This is a genomic window from Streptomyces sp. DG2A-72 (assembly GCF_030499575.1).
Classification (GTDB): domain Bacteria; phylum Actinomycetota; class Actinomycetes; order Streptomycetales; family Streptomycetaceae; genus Streptomyces.
This window is the reverse complement of the sequence record NZ_JASTLC010000001.1, coordinates 4,615,568-4,640,135: the sequence shown is the minus strand read 5'-3', so window position 1 is coordinate 4,640,135 and position 24,568 is coordinate 4,615,568. Positions and strand designations below refer to the sequence as shown.

The following is a 24,568-nucleotide window of genomic DNA, read 5'->3' as shown; positions in this document are numbered from 1 at the left end:
GGCTGATGCAACCGGGTGCCTCGGCGCGCACGCTGTGCACAAAGATGGGCTGCCTGCCTCGGCGTCCCAGCCCAGGACGGGTGGCGAACCCGGCTGAGCCGGGGTGATCGCTGCGAAGTGACTGCGCGTCTCCAGAGGGCGGTCATCGGGTTCTCCTTCGCGGATACCCCGGCCTTCAGAGGGCGTTAAGTCTGTTTCTGGTAGCGGCCTCGTCCGGGTTGTTCGAGGAGTCTCTGGCGGACGAGTCGTCCCAGGCGGGAGCGGGTGACGTTGATCGAGGGCTCGTTGGTGGGCAGGCTGAGGTGCTCGTGCAGGTCATGGACGTGGAACACCTTCCCGGGGTGCTCGTTGAACGTGGTCACGATGTGCTGGTAGACGGTGGTGGTCTCCGCGGGGGCCGTTGCGTGGTCGGGAGGGGCGAGTCCGTCGATGACCTCGCGGGTCGCGGTGAGCTCGGTCAGGTGGGCTTCGGTCTCGGCGAGGGCGGTGGTGAGCCGTTCGATCTGTTCGTGCAGGCTGTCGGCTCGTTGGGCGGTCCCGTCGTGTTCAGTCTGCAGCAGCCGCAGGAGTTCGTGGACGTTCACGCGGCCAGTTCCATGTCGTCCCGCCAGGTGGGGGCAGGGGTGGTGAGGCGGCGGAGCATGCCGGCGGTGGAGGCCCAGTAGACGCGGGAGGCCGCGTTGTCGGGCCGGTGGTCGTAGTCGCGGGCGAGGCGCCGGTGCAGCGTAAGGGTGCCGTTGACCTGCTCAACCACCCACCGCTTCGGTTGCGGCGCGAAGCCCTTGTCTTCGGCCTCGGGGTTTCGGCGGACCACCGCGACGATGATGTCCTCCACCGCCCTGTGGATGATCACGGCGTCCTTGAAACCCTGGTCGACCAGGACCTTTCCCAGGCGCATCCCGTATCGTTCGGCCGCCTGGTCCAGCAGGGCGATGCCGGCCTCGTTGTCGTGCGCGCTCGCGGCGAGGGTCACCACACCGGTGATTAGGCCCAGCACGTCGACGGCGAGTCGCCGCTTCCTGCCGGGCGTCTTCTTGTTCGCGTCCAGTCCCGTCGTCTCCTTCGGCACCCCGGCCGCCACACGGACGGACTGGGTGTCGATGATCACCAGGGGCGGGTCCCCTAATCGTCTGGACCGCTCCCGCGCCTGGCAGCGCAGGATCTCCTGGATCCGCTGGTCAAGGCCGTCCTGGCGCCACAGGGCGAAGTAGAGAACACCGCCGACCAGGCCGGGAGATCGTGTGGCAGGAGCCGCCACTGACAGCCCGTCCGGTTCTGGTAAAGCAGCGCGTTCACGAACTCACGCAGGTCCCAGGAGCACGAGTCCCCGGCCGCCGACCGTGCCACCCGCTCCTACTTCCACGCAGTGACCAGCGGCTCGATCAACGCCCACTGCCCGTCGGACAAGTCGGTGGCGTACGGCATCCGCCCCATACCCGCAACCCCATCATGCACACGACATGACGCGAAAGAAGAACCGCCCGATCGCCAACGAACGAGCGACACCACATCACCAGGAACGGGACTTAACACCCTCTCGGAGCGCGTACAGGCACGGTCTCTTCCCTCGCCGTTGCCAGGAGTGTCTCGTGCCTGCGTTGGTTCACCCTGCCCTCGAACCGTTTCTCGACCTGCTGCGCTGCCCGGTGTGCCGCGCCCGTCTCCGACCCGGCCGCGGCTCACTGTGCTGGCCGACGGTCCACGCGACATCGCACGTCAGGGCTACATCAGCCTCCTGACGGGTGTCTGCGCCACCAGCGGTGACGACGCGGCCATGGTCCAGGTCCGAAACCGGTTCCTGTCCACCGGCAGGTACGCCCCCATCCGCCAGACCCTGACCCGTCTGACAGTCGACGCCCTGCCTGCTCAAGGCGCGATCGTGAACATCGGATGCGGCACCGCGTCGTGCTCTCCCCGAGCCAGGTGCAACAGCCGGATCGGGTGCATTGCCTTCGCGGGAAGGTGGCCTGGGCGGGGTAGCTCGCTGCGCAGGTCGTCCGGGACCCGCTCACTTCACATCGCAGACCCGGTGGGAAATCGCAGATAGACCGGGAATGGACAGTCAGGCCGCCTAGTTGGTGTCCTGTCCCAGATAACTGTTGGCATGTGGAGGCCCTGACCTGCTGTGCTTACGGTTGAGTGGAACGAACGCGCTCTCCTCGTCCCGCTCAACGGTAGGCAGCCGCCTCTATGGCGTGCATGGAAGTCCACTGATCGGCTCGGAGGTCTCATGCCCCTGCAGATGGAACTGGTCGCGATAACGCTGGATTGCCCTGATCCGCTGGCTCTGGCGGCGTTCTATCAGCAGGCCACCGGCTTTGAACCACACCCGAAGTCGGACGCCGAGTTCGCCGGTCTCAACCGTGAGGACGGGCTCTTCATAGGCTTCCAGCGGGTCGAGGACTACCGGGCTCCGAGTTGGCCTGGCCAGATCGTCCCCCAGCAGCTTCACATCTGCTTCAAGGTCGCGGAGAGCCTGGACGAGGCCGAAGCCCGGCTGCTGGAACTGGGTGCGGGAAAGCCGGATCACCAGCCGCATGGGGACAAGGCGCGGGTCCTCACCGACCCTGCTGGACATCCCTTCTGCATCGTCACGCGCTGACCGGTGCCTTGCCTGGGATGCGTCGGCCGAGGTTGTCCCGCCGGGGCGGCATTCGGCGTATGCCGGCGGTCAGCAGGGGTGACCTCGACGAGCCAAGATCTGGATTCCCTTTGACTCGTTCCCGTTCATGGTGGCGACGGTGATTCGGCGGCTGGTTCTGTCAGTAGTTGGTGACGTCAGTTGTTCGTGAAAGCTGACGGCACCAGGTGATGGCCCAGAAAGATGTTCGCGAATTCTGACGTCACCATCGGGGTTGCGGTGTCAAGCTGGATGTGCTCAGTAAAGGAGCACCCCCGATGCCGCCTGGCCAGTCGAAGGTCGAGTTGTACGCCGCGCTGCGGCGCGACTCCCGCGATGGCATGTCGAACCGGGCGTTGCAGTGCAAGTACGGCGTCACCTGGAGCACGGTCAACAAGGCCCTGACCTCGGCTTGGCCGCAGCCACGCACGACAACCGCTTCGGCGCGGCCGTCGAAGCTGGATCCGTTCACGCTGCTGATCGACGAGATCCTGCTCATTGATCTGGACGCGACCAGGAAACAGCGCCACACCGTCACCCCGGATCTACCGCCGTCTGATCGACGAGCACTCCTCGTCCCAGGCGTTGCGTTGACCACTTGAACCCGCACCGATGAGAGGGCGCAAGCGTCCTGCGAGCAACCGCGCGGTCCGGCCAGGGACTGAGAGTCCGGTGTTTATACCTTGCTCGCGACCACCATGTAGTTCTCGGCCTCAAGATCGAACGTGCTCAGTTCCGTTTGGAGTCCGACCCGGTGCAGCTCGACTTCGAGTTCCTCGTACCGGTAGGGCCAGCAGGACAGCAGTTCCGAGCGGACAAGAACCAACCCGGTCGCATCAACTTGCGCGATCGCAATCTCGATGTGGTGCTCCTCCTCCCAATGCGCCGCAATCTCCCAGCGGTAGACCACGACGGCATCGCGACCGTTCCGGCGGACGAGTCGGTCACTGATCTCCAGCCGGGAACCTCTGGCCCTCACGAGTTCCCAAGTGCGGGATGTGAGTACCAAGCGCCCGCCGGGACGCAGAAGCCGTGACATCGACTCCAGAGCAGCACCCCTGCCTGTCGCGCCCGCGGCATGGTGAAGCGAGTTGCCAACGCAGAACACCATGTCGAACGTGTTGTCCTGGAAATGGTCGGGCAACTCTTCCCAGTTCGCCCGTACGGCCCGGACGGATGCCCCGAACTCCTCAGACAACTCTGCAGTCCGACGAACCATCGCCTCGCTGGCGTCAGTTGCGACAACCTGCATGCCACGACCGGCGAGGCCAACCGCCAACTGTCCGGTTCCGCACGAACAGTCGAGGACGTGAGCGTTCGACGGCAGGAGATTGAGGACGTCGTCGAACGACGCAGCGAACTCGGCTGGAGGCAACTTTGCATCCGAGATGAGCCATTCGTACACCTCGGCAAGCACGTCATAGCCTGTCACAACCACTACCTCCGTCACGCGGCAGACTCACGGTAGGACGTCAGTCCATCAACGGAGCAAGCCGGGCACCAATGGTTTTCGCAAGGATGGCTCTGACGGTGTTTGTGGGTTGTCAGTTGTCCGTCTGAGTGGATGTCGTCGCCGGGTATGCAGGTCAGCACCGCGAAGAGGAGGACCACGTCGAGGCTCGCGTCCGGATGGGCCAGCATCGACGGTGCGTCCAGCACGGCGAAGTGCATCGTGGCGTGCAAGGTGTGGGCCTGGGAGATCATCCCTGGTGGGTGAGGTTGGTAAAGCCCTGCTCGTCGAGGGCTTCCATGGTCCGGCCGTAGCCGCAGCCGTAGTCGAGGATCGCGGCATGTCGGTCGACGCCGTCCAGCCATGGCACGTGCAGCGGGTGCGTGAACGTCTTGGTCGCCGCGGCGGCGTCCCAGTAGGCGGTCTGGCTGTCGAGGTCGGACATGGCAGATACCTCCATCAGCGCCCTGAAATGGCGATCACGCTGCCATGGTCTCGGATGCTGTGGCCTGGCGTCGCGTCTCACTCAATTCCGGGCAAGTGCGCCCGGTTCTCATCGACTTGGGCTGCGGATTCCTTGACCTCTGCGGACTTGATGGCCAGTTCGATGCGCCATGCGGTCGTGATCATCTCGGTGAGAAACCAGTGTCTTGCGGTGGTGCGAAGAGAGCGTTCTTGGGTCAGACGTCGATGGAACTCCGCCTTGAACAGTCTCGTCTGCTCCTCCTCGCCCAGTGCGAGGCTGCGCCAGTGCGAAGATGCGTAGAGCGACATGGCTTCGACGATCTCGGGATAGACCGCAGCGTATCGCTGTGGTTGCCAAGGGCGGACTTGGCGGTCGTTCGGCGACATCCGCCGGAGCCGTTCTGCCCGATCGCTCAGGCGGTAGCCCCGCTGAAAAAGGCTGTGCCAGAAGGTGGAGCATCGCTCATAGCAGGCAGCGATCACTGCGGGGCCGTAGCGGCGTAACAGCCGGTAGTGCCGCCGCTGGGCCTGGACGACTTCAGGCAGGTCAGCCAGGTCGTATTGTCCTGCCGCACTGTCGACGGCGCGGCCGATCCAGAGACGATGGGGGATGCAGACATGGTCGTGATGCTTCGACATCCAGATCATGACGTCCTGCTGTGGATTTCCGGTCCTGCGGGCGACACAGCGCCGACACGCCCACCGAGGAGTGAGTGCGAGGGGCCCGTTCGAGACGTTCCACGACTTGTTCTCCCAGCGGGGAATCGCGTACTGGATCGTGGTGCGGGACTGTCCGCTGAGGACGCTGAGCTGGTCGATCGGATCCAGCCGGGACGTCAGCCAGAGGGAGGGCCGCTGCAAGCGTTGGACGGGCAGAGCGTTCGCCGCGGCTAGTCTGCTCAGGAACGAGGATTCAGTCTCCTGCGGGAAGGGCTTGAGCGGACGCGGCAGCGGCCGGACGACAACGGGATCGAACCGCGCGCTCATCCGACTGCCCTGGGAGGCTCGGGCGGGCCTTCCGACTCGCTGTTGTGGTCGATGCGCACGGCCCGCAGACTGGTCTTGGTGATGTGTTCGCTGCCGTCGAGGATGGCGGAGATGGCCGCAGCCCGGATGAGGTGCGAAAGACTTCCGATCATGCCGCCGGTTCTCTGATGCAGGTATTTCGACTGCTTGACCAGGGTGCCGGCCTGGTGCCGGTGCAGGCGCAGGGTGTTCTCCAGCGAGGCGACCAGCGCTCGCCACTCGGCAGTGCAGGGAAAGCGGCCCGTGCGGACCATGATGCAGCGGCCAGCCAGCTGCTTGCCGCGGATGCCGGTGAACAGGCCGGACTTCTCGACGTTGATGCCGGCATAGACGAAGGTCGCGGGCAGGTGCTCGGTGAAGTACTTCAGATGGTCGGATAGGTCCTCTCCGGCGATGGTCGCGTGGTTGAGCAGGTGGATCTCGTCGACATTACCGACCGCAGGAGCTCGTGGACCGGCTCTGAACTGCGACGATTCATAGACTACATGTCCGTGACGGTGCGTTGGGGGCGTTGTTGTCGCTCGTTCGTGTGGTCGTCGTGCCGCGAGCGGCAACGTGGTGCGCGAGGCGTCGCGGCGCGAGGACGCCGGGTGCCTCTGTCCCGTTGTAAATCAGTCGTCCAGGGGCGTGGGGCCCGACACGATACGGCCATGACTAGCGATCTCTTGCTTGACCGGGCCCGGGAGCTGTGGACAGACCTGGCGGTGAATCCAGCGGAGTTCTCCTCGGGCGGGGCGAACGTTGTGGTCTCTCCTGGCTCGCGGTTGTGTCCGCCGTTGTGGACAGGGATCGTGGTCCTCGGCGGCGCCGGCATCGTCACCGTGCCGAGCGTGCAGGCCGGCAAGCTGATGGCGAGCGCTTCAAGCAAGTTGTCCGATGAGGAGCTCGTCGACGAGGACCGCTTGCGTGAGGTGTTGCCTGTCCTCGACGTACTTGGTCCTGCGTCCCTCTTATATCTCGACCGCGCCGACTTCCTGCCTGTGCAAGGAGGTGCCGCTGTCGAGGAGGCGGTGTGCAGTGACGATGAGCTGGCCGCACTCCTGGCCTGCGCTGGTGAAGAGGACGCCGGCGAAAGCGGCTTGGAGGACATCACCTCTCCCGCGTTCGTCCTCCGCGACAGTGACGACGTGGTTGCAGCGGCCGGCTATCAGGCTTGGCCGCAGTCGGTGGCTCACCTGAGTGTGCTGGTTGCGCCGGGGCATCGAGGCCGGGGGCTGGCGCGGGTCGTGGCGTCTGCGGCGGTGGCGCATGCACTTGACGCCGGGCTGCTTCCGCAATGGAGAGCACGGCCTCATCCGTCAAAGCGTGTGGCACTTGCGCTGGGCTTCCGGGAGCTGGGTTCCCAGCTCAGCGTTCGCCTCGGCGACGGCGGTCTCACCGGCCAAGACCGGTGAGACCGCCGTCTGAACTTGGCCGAGGTGATTCAGTGCACCGTTGAGTCGGCGATCTGGGCTTCGAGGTCGGCGACGCGTCGGTCTTGGAAGCGGAGGTTGGAGCGGGCGGCCTTGAGGCGCTCGTCGAGGGTGCGGTTGTCGGCTGTGAGCTGGCGGACCCGCTGTTTGAGGGTGGTGTTTTCGGTGGTGATCCGCTGGACGGCTTCTTCGGTCCATTCGGCCTGCAAGTCGCGGATCTGGCCGAGGAGTTCGCCGATGCGGGTCCGCTGGGTGAGGATCTCGGCATGAGCGGCCTTGAGGCCCTCTTCGGCGTTCAGGGCCCGCTCGCGCCAGGTTGCTTCTCGCTCGTTGTCCTGCTCGGCGAGCATCTGGGTCCGTCGTTCGCCGGCCTTGGCCATGGCGGAGGCGACCGCGGCTCTGGCCTCGGGGTTGTCGTAGAGGAAAGTTCGCGAGACGTTCGCGCGGCGGGCGACGGCGGCGACGCTGACCTGGGCCTTCTCGCGCCGGAGATGGGCGATGGCCTCGTGGACCCGCTGGAGAGCGGTTTCGGTCTTGTGACGCCGGGCTGCCAGGGCGGCGGCCGTGCGGGGTTGTGGAACGGTGGCGGTCTTCATGCGATGTCCCGTTCGGGGTCGTCGTCGGCTGTGTACCTATCGCTGTACTCGCTCTGCTCATCGCTGCCCGCCTCGGCCAGATCGGCGGCGCGGAAGGCGGTGGACCAGACGCGCTGGAAGTAGTCCTGGGGTTTGCGCAGGTCCAGGGCGAGGGCGTCGTCCAGGAGGCCCAGGCCGGCCAGGGCCTTCTCCAGGCCGTCGATCGCGTGGGCGGTGGGCTCGAAGTACCGGTGGAGGTAGTCGGCGGTGGCGTCGTCCGGGGCGCCCTCGGCCAGCAGCCGCCACTGCTCGCGTTTGCGCCGCCAGTAGAGCAGATCGGCGCCGGACAGAACGAACTTGTCGCAGTTGTGGCAGTCCAGGTTCCACGGGCAGGCGCCGCCGTCGACAACCGGCTGGAAGGTGCAGAACCCGCCCTCGGCCGGGGTGCTGCGGCGGGACAGATCAATGGCGAGGGCCTGGGCCTGCTCGCGGGTGAGCGGGGTCGACTCCCCGGCGAGGAGTTCGCCGGGGCGGGCGGTGCCGGGGCCCGCGACCCAGACGTGCTGGAGGATGTTCTCCAGATCATCGCTGGTCAGGTGGACGTAGTGCTCGGCCATGCGGTCGGAGACCTGGCCGAGGTAGCGGCGGATGTGGGAGAGGCTCGCCCCGGCCCGCAGCAGGCTGGTCGCCAGCGTGTGACGGGCCTGGTGGGGGACGTAGTGGCCGAGGTCGAGGCCGTCGACCCAGGGCCGGAAGCGGCTGTAGAACCACTGGTGTGTCAGGGACACGGTGCCGTCCGGGTTGCGGTGAGTGGTCGGGAATAGCGCCAGCCGGGCGCGTTCGGTGCCGGTCGGGCGGTAGCCGCGTTCGGCGGTGAAGCGGTCCAAGGTCTTGCGCTGCCGCTCGGCGAGCAGTTCGTAGAGCCGCTCGGGGATACGGATCGCCGCGTCGTAGTTGCCGACCTTGGTCTGGTCGTGCCAGAACATGGCCAGTCCGCCGTAGCGGCCCAGGCAGTCCCACCGCAGCTTCAGCACCTCGCCGATGCGCCGGCCGGTGATGACGGTCGCCTCCCAGATGTCGCGCATCCCCAGGTCCAGGGTGTCGCTGCCAGCCAGGCGGGCGAGGTTCTCCTCGTCCGCCAGGGCGCGGGCCACCTCGTCGGGGAACGGGCGGCGAGCCCGCACCGTCGAAGCGCCTGCGGCGGGCATGGCGGTGATGAACTCCCGGCTCAGACCGAGGCGTTCGGCCGCCCCGCTGTCCATCGCCTCCCGCAGCAGCCGCCGGGCAGCGTTGAAGACGATGCTCCGGGTGATGAGGGTGATGGTGCTGGGAGAGCCGCCGGCGCGCTTGACCGCCAGCGACGGCAGGCCGTCGCGTTCGCGATGGCGCTGATCGGCGACGAAGCGCTGTGCGTGCTCGCTCCGCAGCACGGTCGGGTCATGGCCACCGCCCGGTGCGTCGAGCTCCAGGAACACACCGAGTTCGAGTGCGGCCCGGCGCAGGTCGTCCAGGACACCGGCGGTGCGGGGGCAGCGTGGCGATCTCAGCAGGTCCGCGAGATGGTCCCAGGTCAGGTCCCGCAGCCAGCGCTGCGGGATGCCGCTGAGATCGATATGGCCGCTGCGATGGGCGAAGCGGACGCCGAAGTGCTCGACCTCCAGGAAGCCGCTCTCCTTGGCCTGCTCGGGAGTGAAGTAGACCAGACGCAGCTCGTGGAGGATCTCCTTGGCGATGCCGCCGGTGAACTGGCTGCAGCTTTGCAGGTCGAGATCGATCAGCGAGTTCACGTTGTCGGTCCGGCAGATGGTCACCAGCTTCTGCAGCCAGCCCAGGTCCCAGCGGCTCGCCCGGGGACGCTGGGTGTGCACGAACATCCCCACTGGAGCTCAGCCCGCACCAGCGGTCGCAGGCCGCGCAGGTTGAGCTGCCCCGGCCAGGGCAGGACGGTCTCCCGCCGGCACCAGGAGCGGAAGGCTTCCTCGTCGCCGAAGCCGACCGGCACCGGTGCCCCGTGGTGCTCGTAGCGCTGCCACCAACTGTCCGGCAGGCTCGCCCCGCCGGGCCGCCCCTGCTTGCGGTAGTGGGCCTCGTGCCCGGGACACAGCCCCAGCGGCGAGTCGGCCAGCGAGGGGCAGACCACCACCACGCAGGGCCCGTAGCCCGGGAAAACCTGCTGGTGGCTGACCCAGTCGGCGAAGTCCGCGTCCTCGCCGCGCTGCTGGCGGTGCAGCTTCCACCGGTTGCGGTGACGCTGACACAGCCGCAGGTCATGACGATCGGCAGGACGCTCGGGGCAGATCCGGCAGACCGCGTCCTCCCGCGAGGCGAAGGCACCCAGCGGCTGGGCCGCGGCGATGAACGCGGCCTTGCCGATCCCGCGCTCCCGCGCCTGGGCCCACTCCTGGCGGTGGATCGAGCACAGATCCCCGCCGCCCCGCGCGCGCTCGCAGCCGGCGACCACGCACTCCCACCGGTAGATGGCGTGACCGCGCGGGATCCGCATGATGTCGTTGCGGAAGACCGGATCGAAGGACGGCGCGTTGATCAGCGCCGTGAGAATCTCCAGCCGGTCGCGCTCCTGCCGGTCCGGACGCTCCGCGTAGAGCGGTCGCAGGAACTCCACCCGCTTCACCGGTCCTCACCCCAGACGGTACGAAGCGCGGCATCGAACACGGGGTCGTGGACATCGACGTGCCCGTAGACCTCATCGACCATCGCGGCTGAGGCCCAGCCGCCCGCGTCCCGGGCGATCAGCGTGTTGCCGTCCGCGGCATCGAGGACCGCCGAGGTAAAGCTGTGCCGGAAGGCATGGGGCTTCACGACGCCCAGTCCGGCGCGTTTCCCGGCCCGGCCGAGCATCCGGCGGGCCCCGACCGGCGCCCACGGCTGCCCGATGTCCGCGCCGTGCAGCTGAACCAGGAGCATGCCGTGCCCGGCGCCGCGTGGGTACTCCGTGGTGACGTACTCGAAGTAGGTGTGCACCATCGCCGGGCTGACCCGCTTGATCAGCCCGCCGGTCACCGTCCCGCCCTCGACCTTCCAGGGCTCCTTGGTCTTCGCCTCGGCCCGGTTCGGGTTGCCGGGACGGTGGCAGACGTGAACGTGCGGGGTGCGGCACTCGTTGCATGCCGCGTTCTCGCGCAGGTGCAGGTCGACCAAGTGCAGCCCGCAGAGCTCGCCGATCCGGAGCCCGCCGTCGGCGAGCCAGGTCACCACCAGCCGGTCCCGGGCGGCGTTCACGACCTCCAGCAGCTTCTCCCGGGCGCCGTCGGGGAGCATCTTCGGGTGCCTGCGGTGCGGGCCTTTCGGAGCGAGCGAGTTCGTGGGCAGCGAGGACTTCACGTGTCCGAGGAACGAGCGACGGCGGTCCACTCGCGAGGGCAGCCGGGACTTGTCGAGCTTCTTGCCGAGCTCGCTGTTGATACCGAGGGACGCCTGGTGCAGGTAGAAGCCCTTCAAGCAGGCGGCGGCGGTCGACAGCGCGGACCGCCCGTAGGGGCGCTTGCCCAACCGCCACGGTTCGCCGAGGGGCATGCGGACCTCGGCGCCCACGAGACCCATGTACCGCTCAAGGTCCCGCAGTTGGACAGTTCCGAAGCCCAGGCATTCGCGCTCCAGCCACCGCAGATGGTCCACCAGCAAGTACGCGTATGTCCTCTGCGTCCCCGAGCCCTCGTGCTCACGCAGGAACCGGTCCGCCTCCGGATGAACGGTGCCCTCGGGCCACACGATCGTCCATGACCGCCGCCCGTCCTTCCGCTCGATCTGCTGGACCCTCAAGTCCCCGACCACCACGTGCCGTACCACTCGTCCTCCGTACCGACTCCGGAACATGACCGACGTCCCGGTCCCAGTCGGTAAACGAGCCCATGACACCCACGTCACAGGCCCAGACGGACATCACGGGCGGCTCTACCTGCGGTCGGTAAAGTCGACCAGGACCAGTTCGCAGCGCAGTTTGGCCAGGACCTCGCAGACCGTGTTGGTGATCTCGGTCTGGTTCATGCGACTCAGCAGCGGGATGCCGAGGAACCGGGCGAACTCGATTGCGAGCATCTTCGGGGTGGCGGCCGGGGGGACGGTCACGTAGGTGACGGGCAGCCGGGGCCCGCAGTCGGCGGGTAGCTGGCGGCGGATGTGCTGTTCGTGGGCCTTGCCGAGCTGGGTGATCGCGGTGGTCTTGCCGGTGCCGGCCTCGCCGGAGACGATCAGGCCGCGGCGGGCGGAGACCTGGCGGCGGTTGAGGAGGGTCAGCTCCCGGCCGGTGCGGATCACTTCCATCATGGTTGGGGTCTTCGCGACGAACAGCTGGGTGTGGTGCTCGGCTCTGGCCTCGTCGTAGAGCTCCCGCTCGATGTCGCTGAGGGCCAGCAGCGCGGGGCGGTCCAGCTGGGGCGCGGTGACCGGGACGTGCTGGACGAAGCGGCTCCACCCCTCCTTCGTGGTCAGGGGGAACTCGCGGTCGGCCGGGTCTCCATCGGTCACCGGTAGTCCTCCTCGCTGAAGGGGTCGAAGACACCGAACGGGATCACTTTGGCCAGCTCCGTCGTAGCGCTCTCCTCGCTGTCGATGCCGTCCTCACTGGGTTCGGCAGCCGGTCGCAGCGGGGTGGCCGTCCGGGGCGGCGGAACGTCGCCGGGCGGTTCGCCCGCTGCGCGTCCGGCGCGTCGCAGCAGGGCGTCCAACGCCCTGGCGACGGCGGTCTGGTCGTCGCCGTCCAGGCCGCGCTCGACGACCTGGCGCCGGGCCTGGCGCCAGAGCGCGTCGGAGAACGGACGGGCGACCAGCGGCAGCAGCGTCCAGTCGGCGGTGATCCAGCCGCTCGCGCGGTGATTGCGTACGAACACGTGGCTGAGGTCGTGCGGGTCGTAGTGGACCTCCCACTTGCCGCGCTGGACCGCGACACCGGAGGACTGCCTGCGGTAGGCGGCCAACTCCGGTGCGTCGTAGGTGCGGTGGGCGATGCGGATGCCGTAGTCGTTGATCACCCGCTAGGTCACCGGCAGCAGCTCGATGTAGTCCGACGGGCCCAGCGGCATCGGCAGATAGCCGCTGGTGGCGACCTGGAGCGCGTAGGCGTCGTTGGGCGATAGGGACCGGCCGGGCAGGAAGGGGCGTACCAGGCCGTCGTGCGGGCGCATCTGCCAGTGGATGACCCATTCCTGGAGCAGGTCGTCGAGTTCGGGCAGGCTGAAGGCCGCTTTGCGGGCCGGGTCGACACCGCGCCGACTGACGTCCCGTCCGGTGTAGCTGGCGACGTGCTGGCAGAACAGGGTGTTGATCGAGGAGAACGTGCGCTCAACGACGCCCTTGTCGGTCGGGGTGCCGGGATGGGCGAGCTGGACGGAGATGCCCAGGCGCTGGCAGGCGTCGGTGAACGTCTGCGAGAGATAGACGGCGCCGTGGTCGGTGACGATGGTCTCTGGGATGATCACCGGTTTCGCGGCGGCGTGCTCGAACCGGGCGTCGATCTCCAGCAGCCGGGCGTGCGGAAGCCGGGACGCCGACGCGGCGAGCGCCTGCGGCCAGGTGGGGCGCATGACTTCGGGCACCAGCATCTTCGCCAGCAGCAGGGCGGCGTCCACCGCCTTCGTGCTCTCCGGCCGCAGCACCGCCGCGCAGATCGTCCTCGTTGCGATGTCGACCGCGATCGTCAGCTCCGGCCTGCGGACCGTGCCGTCGTCGAGGACGGCCATCAGGTCGAGCTTGGTGGTGTCGATCTGGACCTGCTCGCCCGGCCGGCTGGCCGTGGTCGGGGTGAACGGTCCTGTGGGCCGGTTGGCGTTCTGCCGCCGGGTGGTGGCCGCGCTGAAGGTGTGCCGCCCTGTGGAAAGCTGCTCGACCAGGCGGTAGAAGGCCGCCCTGGACGGCATCGCCACCGCCCCCGGCCCCGTGCCCGGCCTCCAGGAGCTGCTCGACCCGCCGCATCAGCCGCGACCGGGTGCCGGTGGAGGTGTCGGTCTCTTCACCGATCGCGCGGACGATCGCGTCGATCACTCGCTGGTCGGCCCGTCCGGTCGGGGACGAGGACCGCATCGCCCTATGGTCCACCAGCCCCAGCAGCCCCTGGGCCCGGTAGCGGGCCCGCATCCGCTGCAAGGTGCGCCGACCCACCGGCCGCCCCAGCGTGGCCATCTCAGCGGACTTCGCCCGCTCCCGCTCGGCCAGGATCGTGTGGGCCGGGTCGTATTCCGGCCGGGGACGGGTTCCCGGTGCGGCGTCCGCAGGCAGTCCGCACTCCAGTTCCGAGACATGCCGTTCCCAGAACCGGGCCTCGGCCACCGCCTCCGGCGGCAGCGACTCCAGCACGCCCGCCGACGCGAACTCCGTCTCGTCACCGGACAGGCCGACGAGTGCGAACCCGTCCGAGGCCAGCAGGAAGGGCAGCAGCAGGGCCTGGTCCCGGCCGTCGGCGCCGTGCAGGCGCACCGTGACGCCCTCGATACCGACCACCGTGTGCTCGCCCTCCTCGAAGAGCACCCGGTCACCGACCCGAATCACTCCTGGTCTGGACACCCCCGCCGTCATCACGTCGCCTCCGTCCGCCGGACCAGGGCGTACTCGCCCAGCACCACCGACAGGTCCGTCACCAGGCAGCCCGACCACAGCAGATGGAACAGCACCGGCAGAACCGCGATCGGATCGCCGACCCGTTCAATACCGACCCGCAGGGGCGTCTCCCGGGCGAAGACGTTTAGCAGCCGGTCGATTACAGGGGCCAGCCGGTGCCGTGGGTGCCGGTAGCCCGCCAGCCAGCGGACATTCGCCAGCTCCACCGGGGTCCGGAGCCCCGGCCAGGCGGAACTCCCATCCGATCTCGCGGCAAGCCCGCTCGGTCGCCGCGAACGCCTCGGCGTCCCGCGGCTTGATCCGGTCCAGCGGACGACAGTCCACTACCAGCCCGGTGCCGTCCGCCCGCCGCGCGAACCAGTCCGGAGCATGCGACCGGCGACGGCCGCCCGCCATCCAGAACAGCCACATCGGCTGCGACGCGAACCCCGTGACCCGGCGGTCGAAGTCCAGCAGCATCGCGTGATCCCGCTCCAGCCAGGACTCGTAACCGACATGCTGGCCCAACGTCGACGACCACCACAGCCCCGGATAGTTGTGCTGCCCCTTCCACGACGGAAACGACCTCACCGGACGGCAGACCTCGAACCGCACCTCGGCGGCGTCGTACAGATCTACGTGGTGCTCGCTCCCAAGGCGGTCCACGTACGCCACCTCGAACCCGTCCCCCGGCGCCGGTGCGCCTCCGGCCACCACCTGCAAAACAGCACCCACACAGCTACGGTGACGAGCCCCCGACCAACCCGTTCGCCAACTTCGCCAAGTTCACCGAGACGAGTGATGCACGGCTCGCCAGCTCGAACGGACATTGGGGGTTGAGTAAGAACCGCGAAGAGAGTGCAGTTTGGTATCACGTAATTTGCACCCGGATTGCCCCCCCGCTGGCGCCGGCTGGGTGTTTAGGCCCCGGCCGCATGACGAGCAGGGGGCGGAATCGTCCTCGTATCCTCTGCAACCGCATGTTTCGAAGCTTTGTCTCCATCGTCATGACACTGAACCGGCGGCCGCGCTCAACTGCGCATGATCGAGAGCTGCGACTGTGGAGGGTCGGCCGGGCTTTGTCCGTCACCTTCGTGGCCGCGGTCCTCGTCTCCGGAGGCGTCTTCTACGGCTTTGTGTACCTACTGGACTTCCAGGAGATCGACACCACAGCGAAGCTCGACGCGAAGACGCTCTTCGATTTGGTGAAGCTCTCCTTCGGAGTGGTTGCTGGGGTCGGCGCGCTCGTCGCCCTGGTCGTCGCTTACCGCCGTCAGCGCGTCGACGAGGCTGGTGCTCACCGCGAAGCCACCCGGCTCCACACCGAGCGCTTCTCCCAGGCTGTCGACAAGCTCGGCTCGGACTCTCCGGCCGTCCGCCTCGGTGGCGTCCATGCCCTGGCCGGCCTCGCCGATGACGCCCCCGACGACAATCTGCGCCAGACATGCATCGATGTTCTGTGCGCCTACCTCCAGCTCCCCTTCACCCCAGACCCGGGCGACGACCCCGCACACCAGGAAGAACACCACCGCTACCTGGCCCTCCGCAAGGTCCGGCATACAATCCTGCGCCTCATCGGCGACCACTACCGACGCCCTAAGGGAACCCACCGCTCCTGGCAAGGCTGTGACCTCGATCTCACTGGCGTCACCATCGACGGCAACATGGATTTCGAGGGCGCAAGGTTCTCCGGCGGCAGGGTGTCCTTTAACGACGCGACATTCTCCGGCGGCAGGGTGTCGTTCGACCGTGCGACGTTCTCCGGTGGCTTGGTGTCGTTCGGTAACACCAGGTTTTCCGGCGGCAGGGTGTCCTTCCTCGCCGCGGCGTTCTCCGACGGCGCGGTGTCGTTCCGACGCGCGGCGTTCTCCGGAGGCACGGTGTCATTCCACGGCGCAGTGTCCACCGGCGGCACGATGTCCTTCGACCGCGCGACGTTCTCCGGTGGCGAGGTGTCGTTCGGTGACGCGAGGTTCTCCGGCGGCACGACGTCGTTCCGCGATGCGGCGTTCGACGGCGGCTCTGTGGCCTTCCTCGGCGCGGTGTTCGCCGGCGGCGAGGTGTCGTTCCGTCGTGCGGTGTTCTCCGGCGGCATGGTGTGGTTCGGTAAGGCGAAATTCTCCAGCGGCTCGGTGTCGTTCGTCGGGGCGGCGTTCTCCGGCGGCAGGGTGGGCTTCATCGACGCGACGTTCTCCGGCGGTGAGGTGTCGTTCAGCGACACGAGGTTCTCCAACGGCGAGGTGTCCTTTCGTAGCGCAAGGTTCTTCGGCGACGGTGAGGTGTCCTTCACCAACGCGACGGGTCCTGCGCCCTCTGGGCTGCTCGCTGCCGTCGGCACTGCTTCTGGGCCAGTCGTCCTACCCTCCACTTGGCTGCCCTGAATCCATAGGAAGCAAGGGAGGCGGAAACGGTCCAACTCGCGGACCACGGCCTCCTCAGGCCCGGGTGCTCACGCTGACCGACGGTTTGGGCTTGTCAATCTCGATAGCCAGTCGACTCAACGGGTAGCCCGGGCCGCATGGAGCCGGGCTACTCGTTGCTGATGGCGTCCGCGACGGACACGCCGTCCGCGTGCACCTCTGCGTTGTTGCGCCATTGCGTATGACGTTCGCCAACTTCGCCAAGCTCGCCGAGACGACCGGCGTGCAGCTCGCCAACTACAGCGGACATTCGCCAGGTCGGCAGAGACCGGACATCAGTCAGGCCGCCTAGTTGGGCCGAACGGGCGTGGTGTGGCGCACTATTGCAAGCGGGTGCTTGCAATAGTTAGCGGAGGTGTTGCAAGGTGGGGACATGGCATCGCTCAACGTCGGCAATCTCGGTGAGTACCTGCGCGAGCAGCGGCGCAATGCGCAGCTGTCGCTCAGGCAGCTCGCCGACGCCGCCGGGGTGTCCAATCCGTATCTGAGCCAGATCGAGCGCGGGCTGCGCAAGCCGAGCGCGGAGGTGCTGCAGCAGGTCGCCAAGGCGCTGCGGATCTCCGCCGAGACGCTGTACGTGCGGGCCGGGATCCTCGACGCCGAGCGGGACCGGGACGAGGTGGAGACCCGTGCGGTCATCCTCGCCGATCCCACGCTGAACGAGCGGCAGAAGCAGGTGCTGCTCCAGGTCTACGAGTCCTTCCGCAAGGAGAACGGGTTCGAGACCGGCGCCACGGTGGAGGAAAGCCGCGACGGGGCGGCCGACGCGGACCCTCAGGACATGGACGCGGACCCTCGGGGCATAGCGGACGACGCTCAGGATGACGACGCTCAGGACGACGCCCGACACAGTGACACCGCCGTACGCGGCACCCGCAAGGCCGGCGGCAGCGACGCCGCCCCGCAGCAGTCGGCAGGCTGACGTGACCCAGCACCACGCCGACTGACCCGCGGGACCCAAAACCCTCAAGCGCACGCGACCCGGGAGGACCATCACCATGGCCATCACCGAAGACCTCCGTAAGACCCTCAGCGACCCGACCCCGCTCTACTTCGCCGCCGGCACCGCCGACCTGGCCCTCCAGCAGGCCAAGAAGGTGCCCTCCCTGGTGGAGCAGCTGCGCGCCGAGGCGCCGGCCCGCATCGACGCCGTACGCAACACCGACCCGAAGTCCGTCCAGGAGCAGGCCACCGCCCGCGCCAAGGAGGTCGGCGCCCGGGTCAAGGGGACGCAGGAGAACGTCCAGACCAAGGTCAACGAGTTCGTCGGCTCGCTGGACGCCGACATCAAGAAGCTCGGCAGCACCCTCGACGCCGACCTGAAGAAGCTCGGCGAGACCGCCCAGGACATCGCGCTGCGCTCGGTCGGCGTCGCCGCCGAGTACGCCGTCAAGGCCCGCGAGACCTACGAGAAGGTCGCCGAGCGCGGCGAGCAGGCCGTGAAGACCTGGCGCGGCGAGACCGCCGAGGGGATCGAGGAGCTCGCCGTCGCGGTCGAGCCCAAGGCCGAGCCGGTCGAGGTCAAGGAAGCCGGCCAGGCCAAGGCCGAGGCGAAGCCCGCCGAGGCCAAGGCCGAGCCCGCCCCGGCGAAGAAGACCACCGCGAAGAAGGCTCCGGCCGCCCGCAAGGCCACGGCCAAGAAGACGACGCCGCCGGCCAAGTAGGGCAGGCGGAGACGGGCGGGTCGTTCCGTCCGCCGTGCGATAACGGGTCGGGCACTCCTTGAGTGCTCGGCCCGTTCTGCGGGTAGCGGCTTTCCGGTTACGGGTACGGTGACCGCGTAGGGACTAACCGAGTCGGGTGGTGGACGTTGTGCTGATGCAGGGGTTCGCAGGGTTCATGTGGCTGCTGAGCGTCGCCCTGATCCTTTTCAGCGGCTTCGCTCTCTTCGACGCGGCTACGCGCCGCGAGGACGCCTATCGCGCGGCCGACAAGAAGACCAAGCCGTTCTGGCTGATCATCCTCGGGCTTGCCTTCGTGGTGAACCTGATCTTCAACATCCTGTCGTTCCTGCCGATCATCGGCCTCATCGCCACGATCGTGTACATGGTCGACGTCCGCCCGGCGATCCGCAGCCTCCCCGGAGGCGGCCGCCCGAGGAGGGGTTCGAGCAGCGACGGCCCGTACGGCCCGTACAACGGCGGACGGTGAGCGAAGCGCCCCAAAAGGGGCGCGGGGCTGTATCAATTTGCGGCTCCGCCGCGTGGGCGCGACCAGCCACAACGGACCGGTAGACGGCGTACAAGCGGAGCTGAACGGCGAGTTCCCGCTCAGCCGGCCCGATCCAACAGCAACACGGCAACGTCATCCGTCAGCTCACCACCATTGAGCTGCCGCACCTCATTGACCGCGGCCGTCAACAACGCCTCCCCGCGCAAGCCCTCCCCGAGCTGGCGACGGACGAGATCCACCATCCCGTCCTGACCGAGCCGCTCCCGCCCCTCACCGACATGCCCCTCGATCAGCCCGTCGGTGTACAGCATCAGGCTCCACTCCCGCCCCAGCTCCACCTGCATCCGCGGCCACCGCGCACCGGGCAGCAGCCCGAGCGCAGGCCCGTTGTTGTCATACGGCAGCAACCGCGCAGGCCGCCCCGGCCGAGCAACCAGCGGCGCCGGATGCCCCGCAAGGCACAACCCCGCCCGCCGTCCGTCCGGCGCGATATCCACCGTGCACAGCGTCGCGAAGATCTCCTCGTCGGAGCGCTCATGCTCCAGCACCTGCTGCAACGTGCCGAGCAGCTCATCCCCGCACAGCCCCGCCAGGGTCAGCGCCCGCCAGGCGATGCGCAGCTCCACACCGAGCGCCGCCTCATCCGGGCCATGCCCGCACACGTCGCCGATCATGGCGTGCACCGTGCCGTCCGGCGTGCGGACGACGTCGTAGAAGTCACCGCCGAGCAGCGCACGCGAGCGCCCCGGGCGGTATCGGGCGGCGAACCGCAGCGAGGAACCCTCCAGCAGTGGCGTCGGCAGCAGGCCGCGCTCCAGGCGCCGGTTCTCCTGCGCCCGCATCCGGCCCTCGGCAAGCCGCCGCTCGGCCGTGTCGGAACGCTTCCGTTCCACGGCGTACCGGATCGCCCTGCTCAGCAGCCGGCCGTCGAGTTCATCCCGGAAGAGGTAGTCCTGGGCGCCCACCCGGACCGCCTCGGCGGCGCGCTCGGTGTCGCCGGACGCGGTCAGCGCGAGAACGGCGTGCCGGGGTGCGAGTTCCAGGACGTGCTTGAGTACGGCCAGCTCGTCGTCGTCACCGGCCCGGCCGGGCGCGGGCAGCGCGAGGTCGAGCAGGATGCAGTGGACGTCATCGGTCAGCAGCCGCTCGGCCTCGGTGAGATTGCGGGCCGTGCGGATGCGGATCGGCTTGCCGGAGGAATCGAGCAGTTCGGGCACGATCGGCGAGCCGCCGGGATCGTCCTCGATCACCAGCAGGGTCAGGTTGTTCGCGGCACTGCCGCTCGGGTTGTCGACCGGCTCTGCCGTGCGCGGGGCCTCTTGCTTGGAGGGGCCGCGCACTGTGGACGCGGCCGGCGCCTGACCACTCTCCACGGCCGGGATAGCTCTCTGCCGCGGTACGGGTACGGGCATTGTGTTGGGTTCCTTCCCTCCCCCCGAGGGCATGGCAGGAGGACGAGGAAGTCCTCCCACCGACCGGGACCATAGCGGTAGTCGACGCCGTAAAGGAATGGTGTGACGCACGCCGCTCGGCACTCGGCCGCTGTCATATGCCGCTTTCCGTACCGCAGTTGGACAGGGCGACCACGAGGTGGGGATGACGAAGGTCACGTCCGCGGAGGTTTGAACTGTCGTGTCAGGTGGGGCAGGTCACGTGGCGCGGGTCACGAAACGGACGTGCGGTGATGCATGGGGCATACGGGACGTTTACGCCCCCGGCCGCACCACCCCGAGTATCGGCATCGACCCGGCGCCCGCGATCGTCACCGTCCGCCCCGGGCGCGGGGCGTGGACGATCGCGCCGTCGCCGATGTACATCGCGACATGGCTGGCGTCGTCGAAGTAGATGATGAGGTCGCCGGGGAGCATGTCCTTGATGTCGACCGACTTCAGCCGCTTCCACTGCTCCTGCGAGGTGCGCGGGATCGCATCGCCGGCCGCCAGCCAGGCCTGTGAGGTCAGGCCCGAGCAGTCGTACGTCTTCGGGCCCTCGGCGCCCCACTCGTACGGCTTTCCGATCTGGGCCGTCGCGTACGCGACCGCCTTCTTGCCCGCCTCGGTGGCCTTGCCCTGGACGTCGTCGAGGACGCCGGTGTCGAGCCAGGCGGTCTGTGCCTCGTACGCGGCCTGGCGCTCCAGCTCGGCGAGGCGCTTCTTCTCGTCCTTCTCCAGCTCGGACTCGAGCTTCTCGGCCGCCGCGATCTGCTTCTTGATCTTCTTCTGGGCGGTCGCCTTGGCCTTGCGGTTGGCCTCCAGCTTCTTCCACTGGGCGGAGGCGTCCTTGGCGTACTGCTCCAAGTCCTGCTGGGTGCGGGTCATTTCCTGTATCAGGGCCTTGGTGGCGCGCTCGCCCTGGAGTACGCGGCCCGCGCCGTCCAGGAACTCCTGAGGGTCGTCACTGAGCATCAACTGCGCCTCGTCCGGCAGCCCGCCGCTGCGGTACTGAGCGCGGGCCGCGGCGCCGGCGCGTTTCTTGAGGTCGTCCAGCCTCGCCTGACCCTGGACGATCCTGTTGGCCAGGTCGACGATATCCGCGGACTGCTGCTTGGCCTTCTCCTCGGCGGCGTTGTACGCGTCCGTGGCGACGGCGGCCTCGCGGTAGAGCCTGTCGATCTTCTCGCGGACGACCTCAAGGTGCGCGTTCGTGACCGGAGTCGAGGAAGCGGACGCCGAGGGAGTCGGCGTGGGGGTCGGTGCGGCGAATGCCATGCCGGGTGCTGCCGCCAGCACGGTGACCGCGCAGACCACGGTCACGGCCGCCGAGATCAGGCCCCGCTTGCCCGTACCCATACCACTGCCCCCAAACTGATTTACCGTCAGTAACTTACGGACACCCGGGGATCGTGCCACGACAGGGCACAAAACGACAGAGGCAGTGACTCTCTCCCCCATTCGACCGCTGCTACGACGATCTCCCCGCCTTTGTGACGAACGACTCCCAGAGATCGTTCCCGGTCGCCCGGCCGCTCGGGGAAACGAGAGGGAAACCTGTCCGGTCCTGTGCCCCAAGCCGTCAGGTCCTGTGTCCCCGAACCGTCAGAACCTGGGCGCCAACGCCGCCCAGCGCACGGTCACTTCACCCTGCCGCCAGCGCACCGGCCCGTCCGCCACCGGCCAGTCGGCGGTCAGATCCCGCACCGCGCGCATCCAGCGCTGGCGGGCGCCGTAGGAGGCGTAGGGCGCGGCGGCGGCCCAGGCTCGGTCGAAGTCGCGCAGGAAGGCATGGACCGGTTCGCCGGGGACATTGCGGTGGATGAGCGCTTTCGGGAGGCGCTCCGCGAGGTCCGACGGCCGCTCCAGGGAGCCGAGTCGGGCCGCGAACGTGACCGTGCGCGGCCCTTCCGGACCGAGCGCCACCCACGCATGCCGCCGCCCGATCTCGTCGCAGGTGCCTTCGACGAGCAGTCCGCCGCCGGAGCCGTCCGCCCGGGGCGCGAGCCGGGCGCACAGCCGCTCCCAGACCGCGGCGACCTCGTCCTCGTCGTACTGGCGCAGCACGTTGGCGGCGCGGACGAGCAACGGCCGCTGGGGGATGGGGATCTCGAACCCGCCGTGCCGGAACACCAGCCCCTCGCGCTCGTACGGCCGTGCCGCCGCGACCCGCGCCGGTTCGATCTCGACGCCGACGACACGCGCGCGGGGCGCGACCGTACGGAGGCGGCCGAGCAGTTCGACGGCCGTCCAGGGGGCCGCGCCGTAGCCGAGGTCGACCGCGACGGGTTCGGCGCCGCGGCGCAGTTCGGTGCCGTGCGTGGCCGCGATCCAGCGGTCCATGCGGCGGAGCCGGTTCGGGTTCGTGGTCCCGCGCGTCACCGTTCCCACGGGGCGGGCGGTTGCGCGGGATGTCATGGCTACGAGGGTATGCGAACGCGCTTCAGCCTCGAACGGTTGAGCGACCACCGGTAATGATTCGGCAAAGAACCCGAAACCGGAAATGGAGTGCCATCGTCCGGTGTTCCTCCTCTGGAGGGCCCGCACGTCCTCCCGAAGGCATGCCCGGACCAAGGAGGAACGCCACGTGAGCCAGTACGTCAGCAGGCTCGGACGGCGCTCCCCGGCCGCGCACCCGCGGCTGCGCCGCCGTCCCCGCCGTGTCGCGATGCTCTCCGTGCACACCTCACCGCTCCACCAGCCGGGCACCGGCGACGCCGGCGGCATGAACGTCTACATCGTGGAGCTGGCGCAGCGCCTCGCCGCCATCAACATCGAGGTGGAGATCTTCACCCGGGCGACCACCGCCGCCCTCCCCCGACCGTCGAACTCGCCCCCGGAGTGCTCGTCCGGCACGTCGACGCGGGCCCCTACGAAGGCCTCGCCAAGGAAGACCTCCCGGCCCAGCTGTGCGCCTTCACCCACGGCGTCATGCAGGCCTGGGCCGGCCACCGCCCCGACTACTACGACCTCGTCCACTCGCACTACTGGCTCTCCGGCCACGTCGGCTGGCTCGCCGCCCAGCGCTGGGGCGTCCCCCTGGTGCACGCCATGCACACCATGGCCAAGGTCAAGAACGCCAACCTGGCCGACGGCGACACCCCCGAGCCCGCCGCCCGCGTCATCGGCGAGACCCAGATCGTCGCCGCCGCCGACCGCCTCATCGCCAACACCGCGGAAGAGGCCGAGGAGCTGGTACGGCACTACGCCGCCGAGCGCGACAAGGTCGCCGTGGTCCACCCCGGCGTCAACCTCGACCGCTTCAGCCCCGCCGAAGGCCGCGCCGCCGCCCGCGCCCGCCTCGGCCTCCCGCAGGACGCCCTGATCCCGCTCTTCGCGGGCCGCATCCAGCCCCTGAAAGCGCCCGACGTGCTGCTGCGCGCGGTGGCCGTCCTCCTCGACGAGCGCCCCGAGCTGCGCTCCCGCATCCTCGTCCCCGTCGTCGGCGGACCCAGCGGCAGCGGCCTCGCCAAGCCCGAGGGCCTGCAGAAGCTGGCTGCCCGGCTCGGGATCGCGGATGTCGTACGGTTCCGTCCGCCCGTCGGCCAGGATCAGCTCGCGGACTGGTTCCGGGCCGCCTCCGTGCTGGTCATGCCGTCCTACAGCGAGTCCTTCGGCCTGGTCGCCATCGAGGCGCAGGCGGCGGGCACGCCGGTGCTCGCGGCCTCGGTCGGCGGCCTCCCGGTGGCGGTACGGGACGGACGTACCGGATTCCTCGTCCAGGGGCACAACCCCGTCGACTACGCGCGCGTGCTGGGCGATTTCGCCGACGACCCCGCGCTGTCGGGACGCATGGGCGCGGCAGCCGCCCGGCACGCACAGTTCTTCGGCTGGGACACCGCGGCCGCCGCCACGGCGGACGTCTACACGGCGGCGACCCAGTCGTACCGCCGTCGCGTACGCTCCCACCATGGCTGAGGCACCGAAGGCAGCGCAGGTCATCGAGGGTTTCCTGGGGGACGCCGAACTCGAGTGGGAGAGCCCCGGGCCCGGCAACTACGTCGTGAAGCTCCCCGGCACCCGCAAGCTCTCCACGACCGTCTCCCTCCTCGTCGGCCGCCACTCCCTCTCCCTCAACGCCTTCGTCGTACGCCATCCCGACGAGAACGAGGGCGGAGTCCACCGCTGGCTCCTGGAGCGCAACCTCAAGCTGTACGGCGTCAGTTACGCCGTCGATCCCCTCGGCGACATCTACCTCACCGCAAAGCTCCCCCTCTCCGCCGTCACCCCTGACGAGATCGACCGGCTGCTCGGCCAGGTCCTGGAGGCGGCGGACGGCTCCTTCAACACCCTCCTGGAGCTCGGTTTCGCGTCCGCGATCCGCAAGGAGTACGAGTGGCGGGTGTCGCGCGGCGAATCCACCCGCAATCTGGATGCGTTCATGCATCTGATCGAGCGACCCACTGACTGATTTCAAGGTCCGGTACGGCACCACGGACGCCGTACGAC

At 68.5% G+C, this 24,568-nt stretch carries 25 protein-coding genes and 3 pseudogenes; 10 read left to right on the top strand and 18 right to left on the bottom strand.

Translation table 11 applies throughout. From position 1 onward, the window contains the following. Positions 1-185 precede the first annotated feature (185 nt). Positions 186-584, bottom strand: a complete 399-nt coding sequence (locus QQY66_RS21920; RefSeq protein ID WP_301982043.1) for a hypothetical protein — start codon at positions 582-584, stop codon at positions 186-188. After that, positions 581-1,434, bottom strand: a pseudogene (locus QQY66_RS21915) (IS5 family transposase). Before QQY66_RS21915 ends, QQY66_RS21920 begins: the two are co-directional and overlap by 4 nt. A gap of 155 nt (positions 1,435-1,589) precedes the next feature. On the opposite strand from QQY66_RS21915, the pseudogene QQY66_RS21910 reads away from it, so the two are divergent. The 3 genes and pseudogenes from QQY66_RS21910 to QQY66_RS21900 form a co-directional block, all read left to right on the top strand. After that, positions 1,590-1,900: pseudogene (locus tag QQY66_RS21910) on the top strand (methyltransferase type 11); the annotation flags it as partial. 330 nt (positions 1,901-2,230) lie between these two features. Beyond that, positions 2,231-2,602 (top strand): VOC family protein, encoded by a 372-nt coding sequence (locus QQY66_RS21905; RefSeq protein WP_155058960.1) that lies wholly within the window; start codon positions 2,231-2,233, stop codon positions 2,600-2,602. 296 nt (positions 2,603-2,898) lie between these two features. After that, a complete protein-coding gene (locus tag QQY66_RS21900; RefSeq protein WP_301982041.1) occupies positions 2,899-3,222 on the top strand; it encodes a hypothetical protein in 324 nt (107 codons plus the stop codon). 74 nt (positions 3,223-3,296) lie between these two features. On the opposite strand, the gene QQY66_RS21895 is transcribed toward QQY66_RS21900, so the two are convergent. From QQY66_RS21895 to QQY66_RS21875, 5 genes are all read right to left on the bottom strand, one after another. After that, the gene (locus QQY66_RS21895) at positions 3,297-4,052 is read right to left on the bottom strand and encodes a class I SAM-dependent methyltransferase (RefSeq protein WP_301987445.1); all 756 of its coding nucleotides are present in this window, start codon (positions 4,050-4,052) and stop codon (positions 3,297-3,299) included. A gap of 14 nt (positions 4,053-4,066) precedes the next feature. Continuing rightward, entirely contained in the window at positions 4,067-4,324 is a 258-nt protein-coding gene (locus QQY66_RS21890) for a hypothetical protein (RefSeq protein WP_301982040.1), read from the bottom strand. Then, the gene (locus QQY66_RS21885; protein ID WP_301982039.1) at positions 4,321-4,515 is read right to left on the bottom strand and encodes a hypothetical protein; all 195 of its coding nucleotides are present in this window, start codon (positions 4,513-4,515) and stop codon (positions 4,321-4,323) included. The genes QQY66_RS21890 and QQY66_RS21885 overlap by 4 nt, the downstream gene beginning before the upstream one ends. A gap of 77 nt (positions 4,516-4,592) precedes the next feature. Further along, the gene (locus tag QQY66_RS21880; RefSeq protein WP_301982038.1) at positions 4,593-5,522 is read right to left on the bottom strand and encodes a hypothetical protein; all 930 of its coding nucleotides are present in this window, start codon (positions 5,520-5,522) and stop codon (positions 4,593-4,595) included. Further along, entirely contained in the window at positions 5,519-6,115 is a 597-nt protein-coding gene (locus tag QQY66_RS21875) for a hypothetical protein (RefSeq protein ID WP_301982037.1), read from the bottom strand. Before QQY66_RS21875 ends, QQY66_RS21880 begins: the two co-directional genes overlap by 4 nt. A gap of 96 nt (positions 6,116-6,211) precedes the next feature. Between QQY66_RS21875 and QQY66_RS21870 the strand changes: the two genes are divergently transcribed. Beyond that, complete coding sequence (locus QQY66_RS21870) at positions 6,212-6,955, top strand: GNAT family N-acetyltransferase (RefSeq protein WP_301982036.1); 744 nt, start codon at positions 6,212-6,214, stop codon at positions 6,953-6,955. Between the two features lie 29 nt (positions 6,956-6,984). Here QQY66_RS21870 and QQY66_RS21865 read toward each other — a convergent pair whose 3' ends face one another. The 8 genes from QQY66_RS21865 to QQY66_RS21835 all read right to left on the bottom strand — a co-directional run bounded on the left by QQY66_RS21865 (position 6,985) and on the right by QQY66_RS21835 (position 14,688). Then, a complete protein-coding gene (locus QQY66_RS21865) occupies positions 6,985-7,569 on the bottom strand; it encodes a DUF6262 family protein (RefSeq protein WP_301982035.1) in 585 nt (194 codons plus the stop codon). Further along, positions 7,566-9,416, bottom strand: coding sequence for a tyrosine-type recombinase/integrase (locus tag QQY66_RS21860; protein ID WP_301982034.1), 1,851 nt, complete (start codon positions 9,414-9,416; stop codon positions 7,566-7,568). The genes QQY66_RS21865 and QQY66_RS21860 overlap by 4 nt, the downstream gene beginning before the upstream one ends. Beyond that, the gene (locus QQY66_RS21855) at positions 9,356-10,180 is read right to left on the bottom strand and encodes a hypothetical protein (protein ID WP_301982033.1); all 825 of its coding nucleotides are present in this window, start codon (positions 10,178-10,180) and stop codon (positions 9,356-9,358) included. Before QQY66_RS21855 ends, QQY66_RS21860 begins: the two co-directional genes overlap by 61 nt. Beyond that, complete coding sequence (locus tag QQY66_RS21850; protein ID WP_301982032.1) at positions 10,177-11,355, bottom strand: tyrosine-type recombinase/integrase; 1,179 nt, start codon at positions 11,353-11,355, stop codon at positions 10,177-10,179. Before QQY66_RS21850 ends, QQY66_RS21855 begins: the two co-directional genes overlap by 4 nt. Positions 11,356-11,460: 105 nt before the next feature. Then, a complete protein-coding gene (locus tag QQY66_RS21845; RefSeq protein WP_301982031.1) occupies positions 11,461-12,033 on the bottom strand; it encodes an ATP-binding protein in 573 nt (190 codons plus the stop codon). Further along, positions 12,030-12,536 carry a Mu transposase C-terminal domain-containing protein gene (locus QQY66_RS50435; protein WP_367666990.1) on the bottom strand — a complete coding sequence of 169 codons (507 nt, stop codon included), beginning with the start codon at positions 12,534-12,536 and terminating at the stop codon, positions 12,030-12,032. The genes QQY66_RS21845 and QQY66_RS50435 overlap by 4 nt, the downstream gene beginning before the upstream one ends. 3 nt (positions 12,537-12,539) lie before the next feature. After that, positions 12,540-13,421 (bottom strand): hypothetical protein, encoded by an 882-nt coding sequence (locus QQY66_RS50430; protein WP_367666989.1) that lies wholly within the window; start codon positions 13,419-13,421, stop codon positions 12,540-12,542. 781 nt (positions 13,422-14,202) lie between these two features. Continuing rightward, a complete protein-coding gene (locus tag QQY66_RS21835) occupies positions 14,203-14,688 on the bottom strand; it encodes a TnsA-like heteromeric transposase endonuclease subunit (protein WP_367667087.1) in 486 nt (161 codons plus the stop codon). 503 nt (positions 14,689-15,191) lie between these two features. Between QQY66_RS21835 and QQY66_RS21830 the strand changes: the two genes are divergently transcribed. The 4 genes from QQY66_RS21830 to QQY66_RS21815 all read left to right on the top strand — a co-directional run bounded on the left by QQY66_RS21830 (position 15,192) and on the right by QQY66_RS21815 (position 18,668). Continuing rightward, positions 15,192-16,478 carry a pentapeptide repeat-containing protein gene (locus QQY66_RS21830; RefSeq protein WP_301982030.1) on the top strand — a complete coding sequence of 429 codons (1,287 nt, stop codon included), beginning with the start codon at positions 15,192-15,194 and terminating at the stop codon, positions 16,476-16,478. A gap of 412 nt (positions 16,479-16,890) precedes the next feature. After that, positions 16,891-17,439, top strand: coding sequence for a helix-turn-helix domain-containing protein (locus QQY66_RS21825; RefSeq protein ID WP_301982029.1), 549 nt, complete (start codon positions 16,891-16,893; stop codon positions 17,437-17,439). A 76-nt stretch (positions 17,440-17,515) separates the two neighbouring features. Then, the gene (locus QQY66_RS21820; RefSeq protein ID WP_301982028.1) at positions 17,516-18,181 is read left to right on the top strand and encodes a hypothetical protein; all 666 of its coding nucleotides are present in this window, start codon (positions 17,516-17,518) and stop codon (positions 18,179-18,181) included. 154 nt (positions 18,182-18,335) lie between these two features. Beyond that, the gene (locus tag QQY66_RS21815; RefSeq protein WP_301982027.1) at positions 18,336-18,668 is read left to right on the top strand and encodes a DUF2516 family protein; all 333 of its coding nucleotides are present in this window, start codon (positions 18,336-18,338) and stop codon (positions 18,666-18,668) included. Positions 18,669-18,787: 119 nt separating this feature from the next. Here the strand turns inward: QQY66_RS21815 and QQY66_RS21810 are convergent, their stop codons facing one another. The 3 genes from QQY66_RS21810 to QQY66_RS21800 form a co-directional block, all read right to left on the bottom strand. Further along, positions 18,788-20,101 carry a PP2C family protein-serine/threonine phosphatase gene (locus tag QQY66_RS21810; RefSeq protein WP_301982026.1) on the bottom strand — a complete coding sequence of 438 codons (1,314 nt, stop codon included), beginning with the start codon at positions 20,099-20,101 and terminating at the stop codon, positions 18,788-18,790. Positions 20,102-20,395: 294 nt separating this feature from the next. Next, positions 20,396-21,478 (bottom strand): C40 family peptidase, encoded by a 1,083-nt coding sequence (locus QQY66_RS21805; RefSeq protein WP_301982025.1) that lies wholly within the window; start codon positions 21,476-21,478, stop codon positions 20,396-20,398. A gap of 246 nt (positions 21,479-21,724) precedes the next feature. Then, on the bottom strand, positions 21,725-22,537 hold the full coding sequence (locus tag QQY66_RS21800) for a class I SAM-dependent methyltransferase (RefSeq protein ID WP_301982024.1): 813 nt from the start codon (positions 22,535-22,537) through the stop codon (positions 21,725-21,727). Between the two features lie 169 nt (positions 22,538-22,706). On the opposite strand from QQY66_RS21800, the pseudogene mshA reads away from it, so the two are divergent. Together mshA and QQY66_RS21790 are read left to right on the top strand one after the other, a co-directional pair. Beyond that, positions 22,707-24,037: pseudogene (gene mshA, locus QQY66_RS21795) on the top strand (D-inositol-3-phosphate glycosyltransferase). Continuing rightward, positions 24,030-24,530 (top strand): YbjN domain-containing protein, encoded by a 501-nt coding sequence (locus QQY66_RS21790; RefSeq protein WP_301982023.1) that lies wholly within the window; start codon positions 24,030-24,032, stop codon positions 24,528-24,530. The pseudogene mshA and the gene QQY66_RS21790 overlap by 8 nt, the downstream one beginning before the upstream one ends. Positions 24,531-24,568 lie beyond the last annotated feature (38 nt).

Excerpts from the sequence above, each read along its gene's own strand:
- QQY66_RS21890 (WP_301982040.1), bottom strand. The coding sequence starts at position 4,324 with ATGATCTCCCAGGCCCACACCTTGCACGCCACGATGCACTTCGCCGTG.
- QQY66_RS21880 (WP_301982038.1), bottom strand. The coding sequence starts at position 5,522 with ATGAGCGCGCGGTTCGATCCCGTTGTCGTCCGGCCGCTGCCGCGTCCG.
- QQY66_RS21885 (WP_301982039.1), bottom strand. The coding sequence starts at position 4,515 with ATGTCCGACCTCGACAGCCAGACCGCCTACTGGGACGCCGCCGCGGCG.
- QQY66_RS21790 (WP_301982023.1), top strand. The coding sequence starts at position 24,030 with ATGGCTGAGGCACCGAAGGCAGCGCAGGTCATCGAGGGTTTCCTGGGG.
- QQY66_RS21815 (WP_301982027.1), top strand. The coding sequence starts at position 18,336 with ATGCAGGGGTTCGCAGGGTTCATGTGGCTGCTGAGCGTCGCCCTGATC.
- QQY66_RS21825 (WP_301982029.1), top strand. The coding sequence starts at position 16,891 with ATGGCATCGCTCAACGTCGGCAATCTCGGTGAGTACCTGCGCGAGCAG.
- QQY66_RS21900 (WP_301982041.1), top strand. The coding sequence starts at position 2,899 with ATGCCGCCTGGCCAGTCGAAGGTCGAGTTGTACGCCGCGCTGCGGCGC.
- QQY66_RS21800 (WP_301982024.1), bottom strand. The coding sequence starts at position 22,537 with ATGACATCCCGCGCAACCGCCCGCCCCGTGGGAACGGTGACGCGCGGG.
- QQY66_RS21905 (WP_155058960.1), top strand. The coding sequence starts at position 2,231 with ATGCCCCTGCAGATGGAACTGGTCGCGATAACGCTGGATTGCCCTGAT.
- QQY66_RS50430 (WP_367666989.1), bottom strand. The coding sequence starts at position 13,421 with ATGCCGTCCAGGGCGGCCTTCTACCGCCTGGTCGAGCAGCTTTCCACA.
- QQY66_RS21810 (WP_301982026.1), bottom strand. The coding sequence starts at position 20,101 with ATGCCCGTACCCGTACCGCGGCAGAGAGCTATCCCGGCCGTGGAGAGT.
- QQY66_RS21870 (WP_301982036.1), top strand. The coding sequence starts at position 6,212 with ATGACTAGCGATCTCTTGCTTGACCGGGCCCGGGAGCTGTGGACAGAC.
- QQY66_RS21805 (WP_301982025.1), bottom strand. The coding sequence starts at position 21,478 with ATGGGTACGGGCAAGCGGGGCCTGATCTCGGCGGCCGTGACCGTGGTC.
- QQY66_RS21865 (WP_301982035.1), bottom strand. The coding sequence starts at position 7,569 with ATGAAGACCGCCACCGTTCCACAACCCCGCACGGCCGCCGCCCTGGCA.
- QQY66_RS21820 (WP_301982028.1), top strand. The coding sequence starts at position 17,516 with ATGGCCATCACCGAAGACCTCCGTAAGACCCTCAGCGACCCGACCCCG.